Source organism: Paenibacillus sp. OK003 (assembly GCF_900109515.1).
In the GTDB taxonomy this organism is placed as follows: Bacteria; Bacillota; Bacilli; order Paenibacillales; family Paenibacillaceae; genus Paenibacillus; species Paenibacillus marchantiae.
The window spans coordinates 249,714-268,007 of the sequence record NZ_FOBD01000002.1 but is presented as its reverse complement, the minus strand read 5'-3'; the positions used below and the strand labels follow the sequence as shown (position 1 = coordinate 268,007).

At 48.5% G+C, this 18,294-nt stretch carries 14 protein-coding genes and 1 pseudogene; all 15 read right to left on the bottom strand.

Annotation, left to right across the window (positions count from 1 at the left end; translation table 11 throughout):
• Positions 1-11 precede the first annotated feature (11 nt).
• The gene (locus BMW94_RS04025; protein ID WP_090994747.1) at positions 12-899 is read right to left on the bottom strand and encodes an oxygen-dependent tRNA uridine(34) hydroxylase TrhO; all 888 of its coding nucleotides are present in this window, start codon (positions 897-899) and stop codon (positions 12-14) included.
• 251 nt (positions 900-1,150) lie between these two features.
• Complete coding sequence (locus tag BMW94_RS04020) at positions 1,151-2,575, bottom strand: YfcC family protein (RefSeq protein ID WP_254790101.1); 1,425 nt, start codon at positions 2,573-2,575, stop codon at positions 1,151-1,153.
• Between the two features lie 4 nt (positions 2,576-2,579).
• Entirely contained in the window at positions 2,580-3,773 is a 1,194-nt protein-coding gene (locus BMW94_RS04015; protein WP_090994745.1) for a M20 family metallopeptidase, read from the bottom strand.
• Positions 3,774-4,147: 374 nt separating this feature from the next.
• Positions 4,148-5,056 (bottom strand): LysR family transcriptional regulator, encoded by a 909-nt coding sequence (locus BMW94_RS04010; protein WP_090994743.1) that lies wholly within the window; start codon positions 5,054-5,056, stop codon positions 4,148-4,150.
• A 129-nt stretch (positions 5,057-5,185) separates the two neighbouring features.
• Positions 5,186-6,295, bottom strand: a complete 1,110-nt coding sequence (locus tag BMW94_RS04005) for a DUF5050 domain-containing protein (RefSeq protein WP_175480571.1) — start codon at positions 6,293-6,295, stop codon at positions 5,186-5,188.
• 55 nt (positions 6,296-6,350) lie between these two features.
• The gene (locus BMW94_RS04000) at positions 6,351-7,856 is read right to left on the bottom strand and encodes a sensor histidine kinase (RefSeq protein WP_090994739.1); all 1,506 of its coding nucleotides are present in this window, start codon (positions 7,854-7,856) and stop codon (positions 6,351-6,353) included.
• A complete protein-coding gene (locus BMW94_RS03995) occupies positions 7,853-8,563 on the bottom strand; it encodes a response regulator transcription factor (RefSeq protein ID WP_090994737.1) in 711 nt (236 codons plus the stop codon). The genes BMW94_RS04000 and BMW94_RS03995 overlap by 4 nt, the downstream gene beginning before the upstream one ends.
• A gap of 225 nt (positions 8,564-8,788) precedes the next feature.
• Positions 8,789-9,319: pseudogene (locus BMW94_RS03990) on the bottom strand (Rpn family recombination-promoting nuclease/putative transposase); the annotation flags it as partial.
• Positions 9,316-10,212, bottom strand: a complete 897-nt coding sequence (locus BMW94_RS03985; RefSeq protein WP_254790100.1) for a helix-turn-helix transcriptional regulator — start codon at positions 10,210-10,212, stop codon at positions 9,316-9,318. The gene BMW94_RS03985 and the pseudogene BMW94_RS03990, both read right to left, overlap by 4 nt.
• A 288-nt stretch (positions 10,213-10,500) precedes the next feature.
• Complete coding sequence (locus tag BMW94_RS03980) at positions 10,501-11,907, bottom strand: MATE family efflux transporter (RefSeq protein WP_090994732.1); 1,407 nt, start codon at positions 11,905-11,907, stop codon at positions 10,501-10,503.
• Positions 11,908-12,213: 306 nt separating this feature from the next.
• The gene (locus BMW94_RS03975; RefSeq protein WP_090995164.1) at positions 12,214-13,077 is read right to left on the bottom strand and encodes a carbohydrate ABC transporter permease; all 864 of its coding nucleotides are present in this window, start codon (positions 13,075-13,077) and stop codon (positions 12,214-12,216) included.
• Positions 13,078-13,131: 54 nt separating this feature from the next.
• Entirely contained in the window at positions 13,132-14,013 is an 882-nt protein-coding gene (locus BMW94_RS03970; protein ID WP_076287393.1) for a carbohydrate ABC transporter permease, read from the bottom strand.
• Between the two features lie 29 nt (positions 14,014-14,042).
• A complete protein-coding gene (locus BMW94_RS03965) occupies positions 14,043-15,362 on the bottom strand; it encodes an extracellular solute-binding protein (RefSeq protein WP_090994729.1) in 1,320 nt (439 codons plus the stop codon).
• A gap of 111 nt (positions 15,363-15,473) precedes the next feature.
• Positions 15,474-16,277, bottom strand: coding sequence for a response regulator transcription factor (locus BMW94_RS03960; protein ID WP_090994726.1), 804 nt, complete (start codon positions 16,275-16,277; stop codon positions 15,474-15,476).
• Positions 16,246-18,027 carry a cache domain-containing sensor histidine kinase gene (locus BMW94_RS03955; protein ID WP_254790118.1) on the bottom strand — a complete coding sequence of 594 codons (1,782 nt, stop codon included), beginning with the start codon at positions 18,025-18,027 and terminating at the stop codon, positions 16,246-16,248. The genes BMW94_RS03960 and BMW94_RS03955 overlap by 32 nt, the downstream gene beginning before the upstream one ends.
• Between the last annotated feature and the right edge of the window lie 267 nt (positions 18,028-18,294).

The following is an 18,294-nucleotide window of genomic DNA, read 5'->3' as shown; positions in this document are numbered from 1 at the left end:
GCTCTCCCTGCTTATGCGGTTACCGGTGCTGCCTCCCGGCAGGCATCCGAGCAAAAGCGGTTATGCGTCTCTTCGCAATCCTCACAGCATACATGCTGCAGGTTGCAGGTTGGACAGTTAATATAACGGTCATGTGTCGTTCCACAGTGATAACAGCTGGCAATCACGATATCTTCATCTGTCCGGTTAATCGGCACGGAAATACGCTCGTCAAAAACATAACATTTCCCATCAAACAAACGACCTTGTACCTCATCATCCTTGCCATAGGTCACGATTCCGCCATCAAGTTGAGCCACGTCCTGGAAACCTTCCTTAATCATGAACCCGGTCAGCTTCTCACAACGGATACCGCCAGTACAGTAAGTAATGATCTTTTTGTCCTTCATGTCGCCCAGGTTCTCCCGAATCCATTCCGGGAACTCGCGGAACGACTCAACGTCCGGACGAATCGCACCTCGGAAATGACCAATCTCGTACTCGTAGTCATTGCGGCCATCAATTACAATGACATCCTCTTGTTGAAGATGCTCGTAAAATTCTTTTGGGGACAACCGTTTACCGCTAATTTCGTTCGGGTCCAAGTCTTCGTCCACGCGGAACGTAACCAGCTCTGCTTTGTGACGAACAAAGATTTTTTTGAACGCATGCTCTTCCACATCATCAATCTTGAACACCATATCGTTGAACAGCGGGTTCGCATGCATGTCTTTCATGTACTGTTCTGTCTGTTCTGGCGTTCCGGATACCGTGCCGTTAATGCCTTCGGATGCGATCAGAATACGGCCTTTTACACCCAGGTCCTTGCAGTATTGCAGATGCTCTTGCGTAAACGTTTCAGGGTCTTCAATCTTCACGAACTTATAATATAAAAGCACGCGGTACGCGCTGTTACACATGTGTATCACCTGTTCCTATTCCATGTTGTTATTGGCCGGATCATCCGACAAGACTACAACGTTGCAACCTTGCTTATGAAAAAGAAAAGAAACAGCCGTCCGAAACAATGTCTCGAACTGCTGCTTTGAACATTCGACTTTTATTCCTGCATTCTAGTTTATCGGAAGCGGAATAGCTTAGTCAATATAAATGTATAGAAAGGAATGTAAGTTATGGAATACATTTTTCGTTACTTATCTTAATTGAACGATTACGAATACTGAATGGCATTCGCAATAAGCATAAATACAATACCCATAGCGATCCACATCACCATCAGCGGCCAGAAGAATCTAACCCATTTCTGATACGGAATGCCAGATACTGCGAGACTGCCCATCAAGGCTGAAGACGTTGGCAAAATCATGTTGGTGAATCCGTCTCCGAACTGGAAAGCCAGTACGGCAGTCTGACGGGTAACCCCGAGCAGATCCGATAATGGAACCATAATCGGCATCGTTGTCACTGCCATACCTGTACCCGAGGTGATGAACACGTTCATGATATTTTGGAAGAAATACATACCCAATACCTGCACGGAGGACGGCAATTCGCCAACCGCTGTAGACATCCCGTATACTACGGAGTCAATCACGTTACCCTGATCGAGAACAACCATGATGCCTCTTGCCAGACCGATGATAAAAGCACCATAAGCGATGCCACTTGCACCTTTGACGAATTCACTTGCAATTCGACTAGGACCGAACCCGGAGACAAGACCCGCGATCACGCCCATGCTCAGGAAGAGAGCCGCCAGTTCTTCCATCCACCAGCCTTCTTTGGATACACCCCAGATTAACAGGGCAAAGCCAGCTACAATTGTAATGATGGTCAGAATATGTGTGATGCGAATCGTTGGCAGTTTGTTTAAGTCCACCGCAGGTGTATCTGCTGCCTGCTCCTGTTCCAGCTCATGCACCAAACCGCGAGTTGGATCAGACTTCACTCTGGACGCGTACCGCATAATATAGATACTTGTTACGGAGATGAGACACACCAGGATGATCGCACGCAGCCACATGCCTGAGAAAATCGGGACTTCTGCAATCGCCTGAGCCAGTCCCACATTGAACGGATTGAGCAGTCCGGCGGTAAAACCACACGAGGCCCCCAGGGAGATCATCGCCGTACCCGTTAAAGCGTCATACCCTAGCGCACGCGCGATGGCTATTCCGATCGGTACAAAGACCATGACCTCTGTGGACATGCCCATCGTGAACCCGCCAACAGAGAACAAGGTGATGAATACCGGGATGACCCATAATCCTTTATTAGCGAACGAACGGGCTACCCGGCCTGTAAGAGCTTCAATTGTTCCCGTGCTCGTAATGATCTGAAATGCTCCGCCGATGATGAAAATAAAGAATACAACGTCCGCGGAGTCAACCAGTCCGCGAACGATGGACTTGGGAATATCCCATAATCCCGTTGGATTGGCCTCTACATGATGATATGAATCCGGGACGAGCAAGGATTTGCCTGTTGCTTCATCCTTTACCCGATCAAATTCCCCTGCGGGAATAATATAGGTCAAGACGGTAGCTACCAGCACCAGAATGAACAAGATGACGAAGGTGTGAGGCATCTTAAACCATTTGCGCCGTTGTTGTGGTTGTTTTGTTATGTTTTCCAATTCATCATCCCTCGTCCTTCTGTTGTTTCCACGCTTCAAACTCATCCCGTACATGTTGCAATGCGGCCTTGTCTGCGTACAAATCGAACGCTGTCAGTGCAAGGGCCTTCGCCGCACGGTTCAGTTCAATCATGCCTTCCTCTGCTCCGGCAAGCCGGGCAAATTCAGGTGTGTGTGTTGTCGCATCTCCTAACCGAATATACGGATGGATGGCGGCTGTAATCTGGCTTACGTTACCGATATCCGAAGAACCGACGCCGCCCGTTTGCGGTGGATCATGCACTTCAATGCCCATATCCTCCAAGTTCTGCTGGAACAGACCCGCCAGAGTTTTGTTGTTATTCCGCTCGGCATAGATCAGGCCTTCCGTAATATCTACCGTAGCCCCAACGCCTTCCGCAGCATGGCGCACGACGCGATATACTTTGTCCATGACGATTTTCAGCTCTTCGACGGTCTTCGCCCGAATGATATATACGGCTTCAGCCAGCTCAGGCACCACGTTGGGCGCATCTCCACCCTTGGTGATGATCCCGTTCACCCGAACGTCATCCTTCAGATAAGGACGAAGCGAGTTTATGCCCGCGTACGCGTTGACCAAGGCATCCAGCGCACTAATACCCTTCTCAGGAGATGAAGCTGCATGTGCTTGTTTGCCATGGAACGTAAAGGTTGCATCCACACAGGACAACGCACCTCTCAGTACCATCGTTTTTTGCTGCGGGTGACACATCATGACGGCATCAATCTCATTGAATACGCCATCGTTCACCATAATGATTTTTCCGCCGCCCTCTTCTTCAGCCGGTGTGCCAAGAACGACGATCCTTCCCGGAAGATCAGGGCAAGATTCCTTGAGCGCCAGTGCTGCACCTACAGCAGAGGTTCCGATCAGATTATGTCCGCAGGCGTGTCCGATGCGGGGCAGCGCATCATATTCAGCGAGCAGTGCAATCGTGGGTCCACCTGGTTGGCCTTCCCATACAGCACGGAACGAGGTGTCGAGGCCTGAAATACCTTTTTCCACCTGAAATCCGGCTGCTTCCAGCGGTTCGGTTAACCATTGTTGTGCTTGGGCTTCCTGAAAGCTAAGTTCAGGGTTAGCGTGGATGCGCAGGGATAATTCCCGCAAGTCGGGGTCCAGCCGATCTACGGTTTCTTTGATTTTTTGCTTCATATGAGCTGGGTCAGGATACATATTGTTTGGCCGCCTTTCTCCAAATACAGCATTTCTATATTCAATTCAATCGAATAAATATACAATCAGATTGGATATATTGTATGTGTGACCAAGCCAGAAGTAAATTCAAAAAAATTAAGGAATAGCCCATAAAAAATTTTATGGACTCGCTAGACAATAACATATGGATATCATTAGATGTCAGTATATTACTGGTTATTTTTCATATTAGCCAAGACGGCATCGGTATACATTTTAATCTTATGTACATCCTTCGAATGGGTACTCCCTATAAAAATGACACTGCCAAATAGCAATAAAATTCCTTATTTGATAATAAAATATCGGATAATTATGCATAAAGCCTAGCACCTGCACCACCACGTCTGTATCTAGTTTCCGTCCACAACATGCTGTGTTCCAGCCGTTTTCATCAAGTCAACAAAGCGACCCACCGTTGCCTGCTGCAGCACACTTTCTTTATATACCAACCACGTATTACGCCGCACTCCCTGTCCATTCTGTCGGATTAGTTCCTGCTGATGAAGACCATCCGAAGCAGATACGAAAATGCCCGGAATAATGGCATAACCAAGCCCGTATCGCACCATTTCCTTGCATGTCTCATAGCTGTCCACACGCATCGCTACAGTTGGTGAACATTCATAGCGCTCATACCACCAGGCCGCCACTCCCTCGCGGAATGGGCTCACGGGAGATCCACCCGTTTTGGTCAAGGGCTCCTGAAATGCGATTTGTGGAAGCCCGGGAAGTTCATCCAGATTAATGGGTTCACGGGATACAATGCAGACCGGTTCATCGTGCAGCAGATGTTTCCCCTCATACCATGGATGCTCCCCCCGTATGACACCTACCTGAATTTCATCCCGCATCAACAATTCCATAACCTCCACACTCAGTGCACAGGTCACAGCAAACTGAACCTCAGGGTACAGCTCCTTGAACTGCTTTAATAAGGGAGGAAGCTTGTACAACGAATAATGATTGGCAATCCCGAGGCGCAGCGTTCCTTTGACTTCATTCCGAATGTTCGACAACTGCTCCTTGACCTGGTTAAGTTCATTGAGCATTTTACGGGCATAGATCGCGAGATGTTCTCCTTCGGGAGTGAACCTGGCGCCTTTTAACGTTTTATCGATAAGTGGCACGCCAAATTCCTTCTCCAATTGCTGCAAACGGTATGTCAAAGCCGGCTGGGTCATAAACATGCGCTCCGCAGCCTTGGTCAGACTGCTTTCCTCGGAAACGCTCAGCAGCAGACGGCAGTCCTTTTCATCCATGATCATGTTCCCCCTTCACTTCTCGTCTCTTCAGTATAACCCAGAAAACCAGCGTTACAGGTACAGAAAAAGCCCAACTCGATAGGAGTCAGGCCCGCCCTGCTGATTTGCTTCTTTTTCGATGATGATTTACTGCGAAATCGTAATGACCGAGGTGACAAAGTGGTACGATTCATTTTCCTGCACTGCCTGTGACAGCAAAATTCGGTTGCCCTCCGGACTCCAGCTCAGGGGATCAGATGCGTTATCCATTTCGGCCGAGACCTGGAACTGCTCCGCCGATTCCGTATTGGAGACGAACAGCCCTTTCTCCTCATCACTCTCCGAATTGATCGTGTAGGCGATTTTGGAATCGTCACCAGACCAGCTCGTGCCGAAGATCTGCGTGCCTCTGGCAAGCGTGGCTTTTTCATTCCCTTCCAGATCGGTTAGCACCAGCGCCCGTTTGGTATCGGCTGTTTTTTTCACAATCGCCAGTCTTGAGCCATCGTTGGACGGGATTACCCTCTCTACACTTTTCAACACCTGCTTCACTTCACCGGTCTTCGTATCGTAGCTATTCAACTGTCCGTCCGTGCCTGTGATGTAGTAAATCACATTCCCCGAAACGCTGACACTGCTTATATTGAAATTCCCCGTCTTGACCAGCGCTTTGGTCGTTCCATCTACACTTGCTGATATAATATCTCCATTCATGTTTGGAAAAACGACATGCTCCTGATCCAGCCATGCTCCTTCAAAAACAAATCCATCATCCTGGCCCGCAGGTACCACTTCCCCGTTGTGCAGGTTCAGAATGAAGCCTTTGCCTGTCGATTCCTCCGGTTCTCTGTAAAAAATATACTGACTATCCGGGGACACGAGTGGTGAGCCCAGATTCACTTCACTTTCCTTTACGGGTGTATCTGTACCCTTCGTAAGATCATACATGTATAAGTTATGCGGATAACGTTTCTCACCCTCAACCGTAACAGGCTTCATGGACTCGTTTACTTTATCCGACAAAATCAAGTCATTGCTCAGCCACGCTACCCCGCGCATATTCGACAGTTTATCGATTTTCTCCAGCTTAAAGCTCTGGTAAACCGATGTATTTGTATTATCCTTCACCGTAATATCCGTGCCGGATTTCCCGTTCTGTGTATTGCCCCCTGGTTCTGTTGTTCCCCCGCATGCTGTTGCCGATAATAGGACGATTGCCCCGAGCGTGCCCATAGCCGCCTGCTTCCAATTCATCATGGTCCCCCCTGAGTGCTTTCTATAGACCAAGCATACACATCGCATACTTCCAAAGTTATTCAGACTTGTTTCCAACTTGTAAACTTGAATGCGCCAGAGGGAAAACCAGCTGGAACGTCGTTCCTTCCCCATGATTCGGATCGCTCGGCAGCAATGTAATCGTACCGCCCTGCTTCTCTACAAATTGCTTGACGAGTGATAGTCCCAGCCCGGTGCCCCCGGTTTTTCTGGCCCTGTCTTTGTTGACGGTGTAAAAGGGTTCAAAGATTTTCTCGCGCGCCTCATCCGGAATGGGCGTACCCGAGTTGAAGATGCGGATAACCGCTTGTCGCTCCTGCATTCGCAGTTCATTGCTTACCCGGATGATACCTCCCGGCACATTATATTTGATCGCATTATCCAACAGATTGATGAAAATATGCATCAGGCTCTCCCGATCGCTGCGGATCACCGCAGGCAGTAACGTCAGCTCCATGTTCAGCGCAAACTTCTCGGCTTTGCCCCGCATCCGGCCACAGGCATCCTCCAGTAGAGCACGAACCTCCACGTCTTCCGCCTGATTCTCAAAATCATATTTCTCCAGGGCTGATAAATGTAATACCTTCTCAACCATCTCGTACAACCGCTCCGTTTCCTTGCCAATATTGCTCGTGGCATCATCCAGCAATTGCGGATCATCCTTATACATGTCCAGCAGCTCCACATATGCCTTAATCGACGTAAGTGGCGTCTTGAACTCATGGCTGATGTTGCCGATATATTGTTTCTGCTGCTGCTCCAGGGCCTGAAGCTTCTCGATGGCGAGCTGAAGCTTCTGCTGTTCCGCATGCATGGCTTCAATATTTTGCTGAATCGATGTGCTCATATAATAAATGCCCTGTCCCAGCTCACCCAATTCATCCTTGCGTCTTACAGGTGATTCGGTAATATAATGCCCTTCGCGGATGGAATCGGCAGACCTCTTCAAGCGGGTTATAGCAACAGCAAAACGATTGTAGAAGAGATATCCCAGAATGAAGCTTAACCCAACAACCGCAATTCCCGCCCACATAAACAACTGAAGGATACGCGCATAGAATTCATGATAGCTCTGAACCGGATACTGCATGCGCACAACCCCCATCTGTCCATCCGGGCCGTCCAACGGTGCCATATATAGCAGGGTATCCCCCTGTTCGTGATAAGCAATTTTATTTTGCAGCGCATAGTTCAGCGTCGCTGTGATATCTGCACTTTCCTCAGACATGATTGATGAACCAACCTGCTGTCCCTTCATATCATAAAGCGCGATGGGCAAACCTGTGGAGCTCGCAAGCTCTTGAGCCAACCTGCGGCCATTTTGCTGTAAAAAAACCTCCTGCTCCAGACGAACGGACTCGGTATAGTAAGACTGCCGCACATTCAGATTCACCAGACGGGTCTGCTGGGACAAAATGGTCTCGATCTGCGTCTGCTGGTTGCGCTCAATACCTCGCAGTACAAGAGAACTGAGCACAACGACGGTCAGGATTAGCAATGCAGCTAGAAAAACGCTGAATTTCAGCTTGATGCTGACTCTCATACGGAGCCGCCCGGTTCAGGGGCTGATGCCTTATAGCCAATGCCGTATACCGTCTGCAATTTTTGCTGATCGGTATCGCCGATCTTTTTGCGCAGCCGCTGAATATGAATATCCACCGTGCGTGTACCCCCGGCATATTCCATGCCCCACACCCGGTCCAGCAGATCATCCCGCGTGTATACACGCTCGGGGTTGGACATCAGAATGGTCAGCAAGTCGAACTCTTTTGGCGTCAAATCCAGCTTCTCCTCATTCACCGTCACGGTGCGGTGAGCGATATGGATACGCAGTGTTCCATTGACGATAGCCTGATTCTTCTGGTCGTCAGGGGACGGGCTGCTTTTCTCCACACGGCGCATCAGCGCCTTTACTCGGGCGAGCAGTTCGCGGATCTCAAACGGTTTGGTCATATAATCATCCGCGCCCATTTCCAGGCCTACGATCTTATCCACGATATCATTTTTGACAGTCAGCAAAATAATGCCGATATCCTCCCGATCCTCCAGCCTGCGGCATACGCCGTATCCGTCCAGCTTGGGCATCATCACGTCCAGAATCATGACCTGGGGATGAAATGACGCCACCTTGACCAGCGCCTCTTCGCCGTCATTCGCTGTCTCAACTTCATATCCTTCGCGCCGCAGCGCGTAAGCAATGGCACTGACGATGCTTGACTCGTCATCCACGACCAGTACTTTTCTATTCATCGGAATCATCCTCTATATGTGTCATGAATTATCCTATTCTTTGGATCTATGTTAACAAGGTATCGCCTGATTAGCTATGGAGGACTTTACGATTTGATGGAAACGCCAGAAACGCCTGTATCCTCTAAGCTTGGACTTCGCTCCACTTTTTTTATACCCCAAACACAACAAAAAGAGCCAACCCGTGATTGGATCAGCCCTGGAAAGTGTAAATTCAGTTTCTTATCACTGCTTAGGCAGCAGTTTTTTGATTTCCTCTGGGGAGAGTCCAGATGCTTTCACCACAGCAGACATATCTACGCCAAGTGCAAGAAGCTCGCGAGCCATTTCCACTTTACCCTCTACTCTACCTTCTACTTTCCCTTTGGCTTCTCCCTCAGCACGTGCACCTTCAATCATCGACTTTTCATCGCTTAGTGCTTTCATCCGCGCATCATAAGCCATTCTCGTAGCTGCATCCTGACTCAGAAATTCCAGCGTGTCCATCGCCTTTTTTAGCATCGGTTCATTCATCGCCAGCACCTCCCAGTTTGATGGATCAATCCCTTTTAAGAATAAAAGCCAGTTCACCAGTCCGCCCTTGTCCATGGGGACAGGGTGTTGATCCAGTTTGGTCAATTCCATTACATGAATTTCTATATCATCTGTCAAACCAATACCTGTATGATCTTCGCGTAAATGAAAAACATTGTGATATCGTTCATTGTCCAGACATGAGTAATTTAAAATATTGATCGTCACACATTATCTGATCACTCCTCAAAAGACAAATTCATTGGCTCGTCCGACATCTCATACTCTGTCTCCATATGAGTCAATGGTGTATTCGGATCAACCTCTTCAAAACGGAAACTATCCACCCAAACCTTTCCTTTGCCGTTCAAAATAACCCCGAATGAGATGATCGCACTGCCCTGCGGAACATCCAGTACAATATGGTACTGATTCCATGGCTGCGTTCCCGTAATCGGTCGATCATGCATGTTATCGAATTGGAGCACATCCAGAGCGTTGTTATCCACACGCATCCATAATCCGCAAAATCCTTCAACGCGGTCAGTCTTCACAAAACCGGATAATCTCATCCGTTTGCCCACATACCTGTCCGCTTTGAACTGCTGCATCATGGTGGCAAACTCATTACTCTCCATCGGCGTAACAGCTTTCAGATAGCCCGATGACTTGCCCTGGTGTACTTCGGCAGGATCAATACCCATCTCATAATTTTGCGGATGACTTCCGGTCAACATCCACCCTTTGATCATTGACATCTCATTCATCTGTATTTCTCCCCCTCTGGTTCTTCCTTCAAATAATCTTAGATCGAACAATTTGCGAAAACGTCCAGGCGGCATACCGTATATCTTCCTGAATGCCCGAGTAAAAGCTTCCTGACTATCAAATCCACACTCCAGAGAAATGTCCAGAATACCCACATTGGTCGAACGCAGTGCAGCAGACGCATAGCTCATTCGACGATGCCGGATATATTCCACAACGGTCATGCCAACCTCCCTGCGGAACACCCGATGATAATGATAGGGTGACAGGAGCGCTTCAGACGCCACTTCTTCAAGCCCAATATCCTCGTACAGATTCGTTTCAATAAAGTAGAGACTTTGCTGAATCAATTCACTGTAAGAATTCAAATAAAGTCCAACCCCTTTCCATATCCTTACTATACGTGAGGCTGCACATTTCGTTTTGATCATTTTTGCTAACCTGTTCTGGTGACAACCTTCGATTCAGCACCCACCTATGTCTGAACCTCTCTAAGATATCAAGGTAATACTGCACAAATAACGAAAAAAGAGCCCCTCATCAGGAGGAATGCTCCATCCCATGATCGGCTCTTCTTTAATCTGACTAACGCCCCAAGTGCGGCACCTTTTATTTTTATAAATCGCTCAAATCAAATTGGTTTCCCAAAACCACCATTATACTGCCGGTACCGGCTGAGCTCCAATTTCCTCCTCATGATCCAACAGATCATGTTTCTCCCAAGCCCGGCTCTTCCAGCGGAAATACATAATAACAGCACGTGTCCACTCGTCTGCGGCAATCGCAAGCCATACACCGGCGAGCCCCATGTGAAGCTTGAACACCAGCAGGTAGCCTAGCGGTAGGCTCATGCAGACCATGGAGATCAGTCCCATGTATACCGGGAACTTCGCATCACCTGCGGCACGAAGCGAGCCAATAATCACAATATTGCAGGTTCGCCCGGTCTCCAGCAGAAGACTGAGCAGGATGACCTGTGCGCCCAGTTTTATAATTTCCGGATTATCCGTGAACACACTCATCAGTGGAACACGGAAGAGAATAATAATCACATCGATCACAACCGTAGCGAGTAGCGCCCATTTCACACTGTCAAATACCCGTTTGTATGCATCGTTCTTGCGCCTTGCACCGACAAGCCGGCCAACAATAATGGATGTTCCCATTCCGATCGCCATGCTAAACAGATAGATGTAGCTTGAAATGTTACCCGCATATTGCCGGGTTGCCATCGCTTCAGCACCCAGATAGGTCACGTACAGTGTGAAGACGAGCTGGCAGGACTGATATACAACAGATTCCAGTGCAGAGGGGATACCGATTCGCAAGATTTTGCTGATAAACTTCTTCGAAAGATTGATGTAATAACCGAACTCCACCCTTACATCCATTACCCGATAGAGCAACCAGAAGAAAATTATCAGGCAGATCAGACGGCTTCCAACCGTAGAGATCGCTGCCCCTTCCACACCAAGCTTTGGCAAGCCAAAATGACCAAAAATGAGGGCGTAGTTACCCACGACGTGAATCACGTTCATCAGAACGGAAACATACATCGTCTCTTTGGTGTAACCATGGGTACGAATCGTCGCGGCCAGCGCGTTAATCAGCGCCTGAAGGAAGATCCCGCCTCCGACAATACTTATATAAGAACGGGCAAAATCGTATATTTCACCTTGAATATGAAGCAGTGTAAGCAGATGTCCTCCGAACAGAAGAAAGCTTCCGCTCAGGATCAGTCCAACAATCAAATTAAGTGTAATCGCATTACCCGTGACCTGTGCCGCCTCACTCAACTTCTTCGAACCAATATATTGAGCCACAACAATAGCAGCGCCATGTCCAATGACTTCCAGTACAAGAATCGCAATGGAAATAATCTGGTTGGCTGCTCCGACCCCGGATACTGCATTATCGGACACTGAACTGAGCATGAACGTATCCACGCTCCCCATCAACATAAACAAGAAGAGTTCCAGGAAAATAGGCCATGTTAGCCGAATCAGATTCAGATCCTTGGCATCCGAACGCAGGGACTCTTGGGTTGAGGATATTGCTGTCATTTTCTCACCTTTCCCGTGTGGGCTTTAATTCTTAGGGTATGTTAGCACAGGTAGTTTGAAAATGCAGTAGTTTTGCGAAAAAACTTGAAAGTTTTTTGTAATTCCAATAATAGGTATTTTCAGTTCTTTCATTTAATTTGCATTATAGAGAATAACTAAATCGATATACTCGTTATAAATACACGATCTGGGGAGATAGAAGAAGTCCGTAGCGATGAGCAAAAACCCTCACACATCCCTATTGGATCGGGATATGTAAGGGTCCAAGGTTTAAATTAGCCAATAACTCATGTGTGGTGCTCAGATCTATCCTTTTACCGATCCGGCAGCAATACCCTCCACGATTCGATTGCTCAAGACGAGGAAAGCGATCAGGATCGGCAGGATGCTGATCATCAGTGTCGCACCAATCGCTCCCCAATCCGTTGTGTACTGTCCAATAAAATTCTGCACCCCAACGGTCAGCGTCTTGTACGCATCTGTGCTGATGAACGTATTCACGAAGATGAATTCGTTCCAGTCATAAATCATGTTGATGATCGCCGTCGTGGCGATCACCGAGGATGTCATCGGCAAGACGATACGGAAGAAAATCCGATGGACAGAGCAGCCGTCCATCACGGCTGCTTCCTCCACTTCCCGTGGAAGGGCGTAGTAGAAGCCAAGCAGGATCATAATCGTGATCGGCATATTAAACGCGATATATGATAGAATGACCGACAATGGATGATCCGTAAGGTGAAGCTTCAGAAACAGGCTAAACAACGGAATCAGCGTAGAATGCACAGGGATCATCATCCCCACCATGAACAATCCGAGCACCAGAGAACGCCCTTTCCAGCGCATGCGGGTTATTGCGAAGGTGACCAGACTCGCGAACAGTACAGTGAACACAACGGAAACCAGCGTGATCCAGACACTATTGAAGAAATATAAGCTAATGTTGCCTTCCGTCCACACCTTCACATAATTCTCCCAACGCGGAGTCGCGGGAAGGGCAAACGGTGCCATATCGAATACTTCCTGATTGTTCTTTAGCGAGAACAGCAGCAGCCATATCAAGGGCAGAATCTGCAGCAGCGCCACCAGAATCAACAGGCTGTAGAGCAGGACATAGCCGAGCCTTCTTAGCACGGTCGGTCCTGTGCCTGTTCCCGGATAGGCTGGCAACCGAACCGCGGTATCGGTCTTCACAGGGATGGGCCTCCTTTCATTTCACTTCACTCAAGAATACTGAATGGTGTCCTTGGATGCCGTAGCCTTTCGAAGCAGCCAGGTTACGACCAGACAGATCACGAGCAGGAAGAAACCAACGGCACTCCCGTAACCAAAGTCGAATCCACGGAAAGCCTGATGATACATATAAGAAGCCATTACTTCACTGGAGCCATTCGGTCCACCGTCCGTCATCACATAAATGAGGTCAAAGTATTTCAACGAGCCAACGACAGCCAGCACGATCGTCACTTTGATCACTTCCGTGATCAGGGGCAGCTTGATTCGGAAGGCAATCTGCCAAGGGCTTGCTCCATCAATCCGCGCTGCTTCAACCAACGATTCCGGGATATTCTTAAGTGCAGCATAGTAGATCAGAATATAGAATCCGGCATACTGCCACAGGATGGGCACGAACAGCGCATACAATACCAGGGATGGCTCCGCCAGCCAGGCTGGCGGATTGGCAATACCGACAGATTCCAGAAAGGTATTAAGCACACCATTGCTGGGGTGATAAATCTTCAACCATAACTGGGCAATCGCTACGGAGGACAGCAGCATCGGAATCAGATATATTTTCCGAAACAGGTTGGCTCCCTTAATTTTGCCTGACAACACCAGGGCAATCATAAGATAACCGATCAGACTCAGTGCAGAGAACAAGGCCAGGAGAAAGGTATGGTATGCACTCTGCCAGAACGTGGCGTCATGAAGCAATCTTGCATAATTTTCAAAACCGATAAAGGTCATTGCGCCGATCCCGTCCCACTGCATCAATCCGTAATATCCGGTCAGCACGATCGGGATATAGATCAGTACCAATAACAGCAGCAGTGCGGGAAGCACGTACAACGCAGCGACTAAACGGTTGGACATGACTTTATCCATCACAATATCCTCCCTATGAGCGTTGTACGTTAGTTGCCTTTATCAATCGCTTCCTGATGCTTCTTTACAAATTCCTCAGGAGTGACTGCTTTTCCGAACAACGCCTGGATCATGTCCAGATGGACTTGAGCGGCCGTCGGTTTCATCTGCACGTCGGCGAATAAGGTCAGGCTGCTGGCCTGATTCAATTCGTTCAGCAGGTCGGTATAGAGCTGCGGCAGTTTGACTTCCGCTGTGTCCACTTTCGTTGCCGGAATAACGCCCGCTTCGGTTACAGAGCTGTCGCCCCACTTTTCCACGAAATATTGAACGAATTTCTGAGCTTCATCCTTCACCTTGGAGTTCTGTGCGACGAACAAGCCTACACCCGGGCCGCCGACCCAACTGTTAATATCGCTTTTGCCGCCATCCATCGTCGGGAATTTGAAAAATCCGATTTTATCCTTGAACTCCTGCGGTACATCCGGATTGGTGGTATAGTTCGGCAGTTCCCAGGTACCCATGAGGTACATGGCAGCTTTCTCATTCATGAATTCCGATTTGCCTTCATCATTGGACAGGCCGTTGTAGCCTTTGTTAAAAGCGTTCATATCCACCAGCTTCTGTACTTCGGCTGCCGCCTGGATCAGGGCAGGATCGTCAAACTTGCCTGTGCCGTTAATTGCCTTCTCCAATGCATCCCCGCCTAAGCGATTGGCCAGATACATATACCAGAGAGATCCGGTCCATCGATCCTTGTTGCCGAGAGCGATGGGAACCACACCATTGTCTGTCAGCGTTTTCACAACATTCAGGAATTCATCATATGTGGCCGGGGGCTGCAGATTATATTTGGAAAAAATATCCTTGTTGTAATAGATGGGAGATATGTTCAGCTCAATCGGGAGCGCATAGGTTTTGCCATCTACGGCATACGCTTCGGTTGTTCCCGCAATGAATTTCCCTTCCAGCGAACCACTCAGGAGGTCATCCAGCGGAGCAAACAGATTGCCCTTCACATAAGGCTCCAAAAAACCTGCTGCCCACGTTACGCCTACATCCGGGAGTTCATTGGATGCGGAAAGGATTTTCAATTTGTTCTTATATTGCTCATTCTCCAGCACTTCCTGTTTGATGGTCACGTTGGGATGATCGGTCTGGTACTGTTTGATGATCTCGTTGACCAGCTTATTCTGCTGTGCAGAGCTGCCTGCTGGCCAAAGATGCATAAACTTGAGGGTCACTTTTCCGTCAGAGCCACTACCGCTCGCTTCACCCTCTCCGTCAGAACCTGAATTGCTGCATCCGGATAAAAACACGGCGAGGATAAGTGTCCATGTCAGTAGCATTGCTATTGGCTTTTTTCTCATATTCCTAACCCCCTGTAATGGTTATTCGGTTGATGTAACCGCTTTAATAAAATTGTAGCATGGGTACATCTCCCCCATAAGACCAGGATGATTTGGAAAAACTCCACTATTTTATGGTAATTCAGTCTCTTTACGAACCGTAATGGAATGACGATATTTGCTTGGGCTGAGCCCTTCGAGACTTTTGAATACCTTAATAAAATATTTATCCGTCTGGTAGCCGACCTGTTCGGCAATCTCCGAGATGGGCAGGGCCGTCTGCACAAGCATCTCCTTCGCCCGCTGAATACGCGTACGGGTTAGAAATTCGCTGAAATTAATCCCGATCTGCTCCTTGAACAGAACGCTAAAATAACTTGAGTTCAAATGCAGCATATCAGCAATTTCCCGCAGGGTAACATGCTCGCTAAGATGGGCTTCCACATAGGCAACAGCTTCACTGATCTGGGGATTAAGCCTCTGATCTCCCCGTTCTTTGGCATCCAGCAGCTTGGGGTCAACCAACTTCTGCATCATTTGAATACGCCGTTGTTGTTGTCCAAGCTGCAAAGCCTTCTCTACCGTCTGAATAAGCAGTTCCTTCTCAATCGGTTTAAGCAAATAATCTACCACGCCAAATTTAATGGCCTGCTGAGCATATTGGAAGTCAGAATGACCTGACATAATCAGCACAACTGGTTTGCTCGGAAGCTGCTGAACGGCTTCAACGAGAGACAGGCCAGAGAATTCTGGCATGCGAACATCTGTAATCAAAAGGTCCGCCGTCTGTTCCCGGAGCCATGCCGCTGCCTCTACTCCACTTGCCGCAGTTCGAATTTTATTACGGCCTGCTGACCAGCCTTCCAGCGTTTTGCGAATGCCTTCTCGTGTACGCGGCTCATCATCAACGATTAGAATTGTTCTGCCATGAATCATATGCACCCTCCGTATCCTTCGGAATATCAAAGCGAATAACAGTCCCTTCACCGACCTCGCTCGTAATGGTAAGCCTGCACAACTCGCCAAGCTGACTGCCAAAATAAAGCTTCAACCTGCGATGCACGTTAATCAGCCCCACACCTGTTCCCTTGTCGGAAACAGCAGGTCCACCATTCAATGCGCGAACAACAGATTGAAGCCGGGAATCATCCATGCCGGGACCATCATCCCGAACTTCGATATGGACCAGACCCTCCTGCGTGGAAGCATCTACATAGATGCTTACCTTTCCCGGTTCGATTTTGCTCTCGATCCCGTGAAGGATGGCATTCTCCACCAAGGGCTGTATGAGCAATTTGGGAATTCTCACGGTGCGCATTGCATCACTCAGTCTGATCTCCCATTGCAGCCTTTCTCCCAGCCTCATCTCCATAATTCGAAGATAACGCTCCGCGTGCTCCAGTTCATCGGCAATCGTAACCCATTCATCCTGATTGGGACTGGTGATGATGTAGCGAAATAGGCGGGACATTGCCACAACCATACGCGCCATTTCCTCATCTCCCTTGTCTTCAAGTGACCAGTAGAACGCCTCCAGCGTGTTAAACAGAAAATGAGGATTGATCTGCGACTGCAGAGCTTTCAGTTCTGTGCGGGACTGCATGATTTCCTTCTCGTAGATCTCCTCGGTCAACTCGTTCAGCCGATAAACCATCTGATTGTATACTTCATTGAGCCTGTGAATCTCCATCGTTGAGCTGAACATAATGTTGGGCTTCATGGCTCCCGGGCGTGCACTACGCATGGCCCTCATCAGACGGGTGATGGGACGTGTAATCATGGTGGACAAGAGAAAAGACATAATGAGGAACAGCACGACGCCAAACAAGCCGGAAATAAGCAGTGCCGTCCGAAGAATGGATACACCCTCCGTCGTCTCGCTCACAGGAGTAAGAACCGCCAGCGTCCATCCTGTGATTTCGGAATGCTGTCTAACGACGATATAAGGCTCATCCCGGGTCTGCACTACAGAGCTATCACTGCTTAGGAGTGCCTTCACATCCAGACTAGCGTCCAGATTGGAAGTAACTACACTTCCTGCCGCATCCACCAGCAGAATTGAATCCTCTACGTCGTCCTCAGCATCCAAGTCATTCAGTTGAAAAAAGCTGCGCTGCATCCGCACCACGACATAACCGCCAGGTTCAAAAGCCCGATCCATCAGGCTGATTCGCCGAATAGCCATAATGACCCCCGGATCTTCCGGGTCGGGACCGACCCAGACCAGCCTTCCCTTCTCCGCGTCTGCTTCCGCTATCCAGTTACGTCCGAGCCTTCCATCCAAAGATCGGTCATCCATGGGAAATATTCTGCTGTAAGTTGTCGTATAGATTTCCAGACTCTGCACACCGCTCATAAAGGACGGATAGCTGCTCACAACCTGCAAGAGCGCTTGACGCTGATTAAACGTAGCCGTTTCCCCACCTTTCTCATTGCTCAGCAAACGCTGCACATAAGAATCATCTGCCACTTGAGCTGTCAGCGAGTTAACCTGTGCGATTAAGGCATCCAGTCTGCCATTAGCCTGAACAGCAGTTTGATGGATGTGCTTCTCCGCATTGGTCTTCAGCAAACCGGATACCCGGTCATAGGCGGCGATTCCCGCAATAAATAACACCACCAGCATCACCAGTACAAAACCAACAAAAATCTGATTGCGCAACGAGTTCCATCTGCCCCAATTCACTCGCAAACCCCATTCTCCTCCCCGCATGTAAAAGAAATCGCCACCCGCTTCTCATGTTGGGTGACGATTGAGTACAATTATGCCGGAATTCCATCATCGCCAAGTATTGGAGCGTTTACATCTTGGCTCATTGATCTCCTTCACCGATCTTTGTTTAGTGATTAAACTAACGACTAAAAAATAGCACAATTCCCTATCTTAATCAATCACTTAAATACAGGATAGCTCCACAAACCAGAAGCTCATGAAAAAAAAGGAACGAACTCC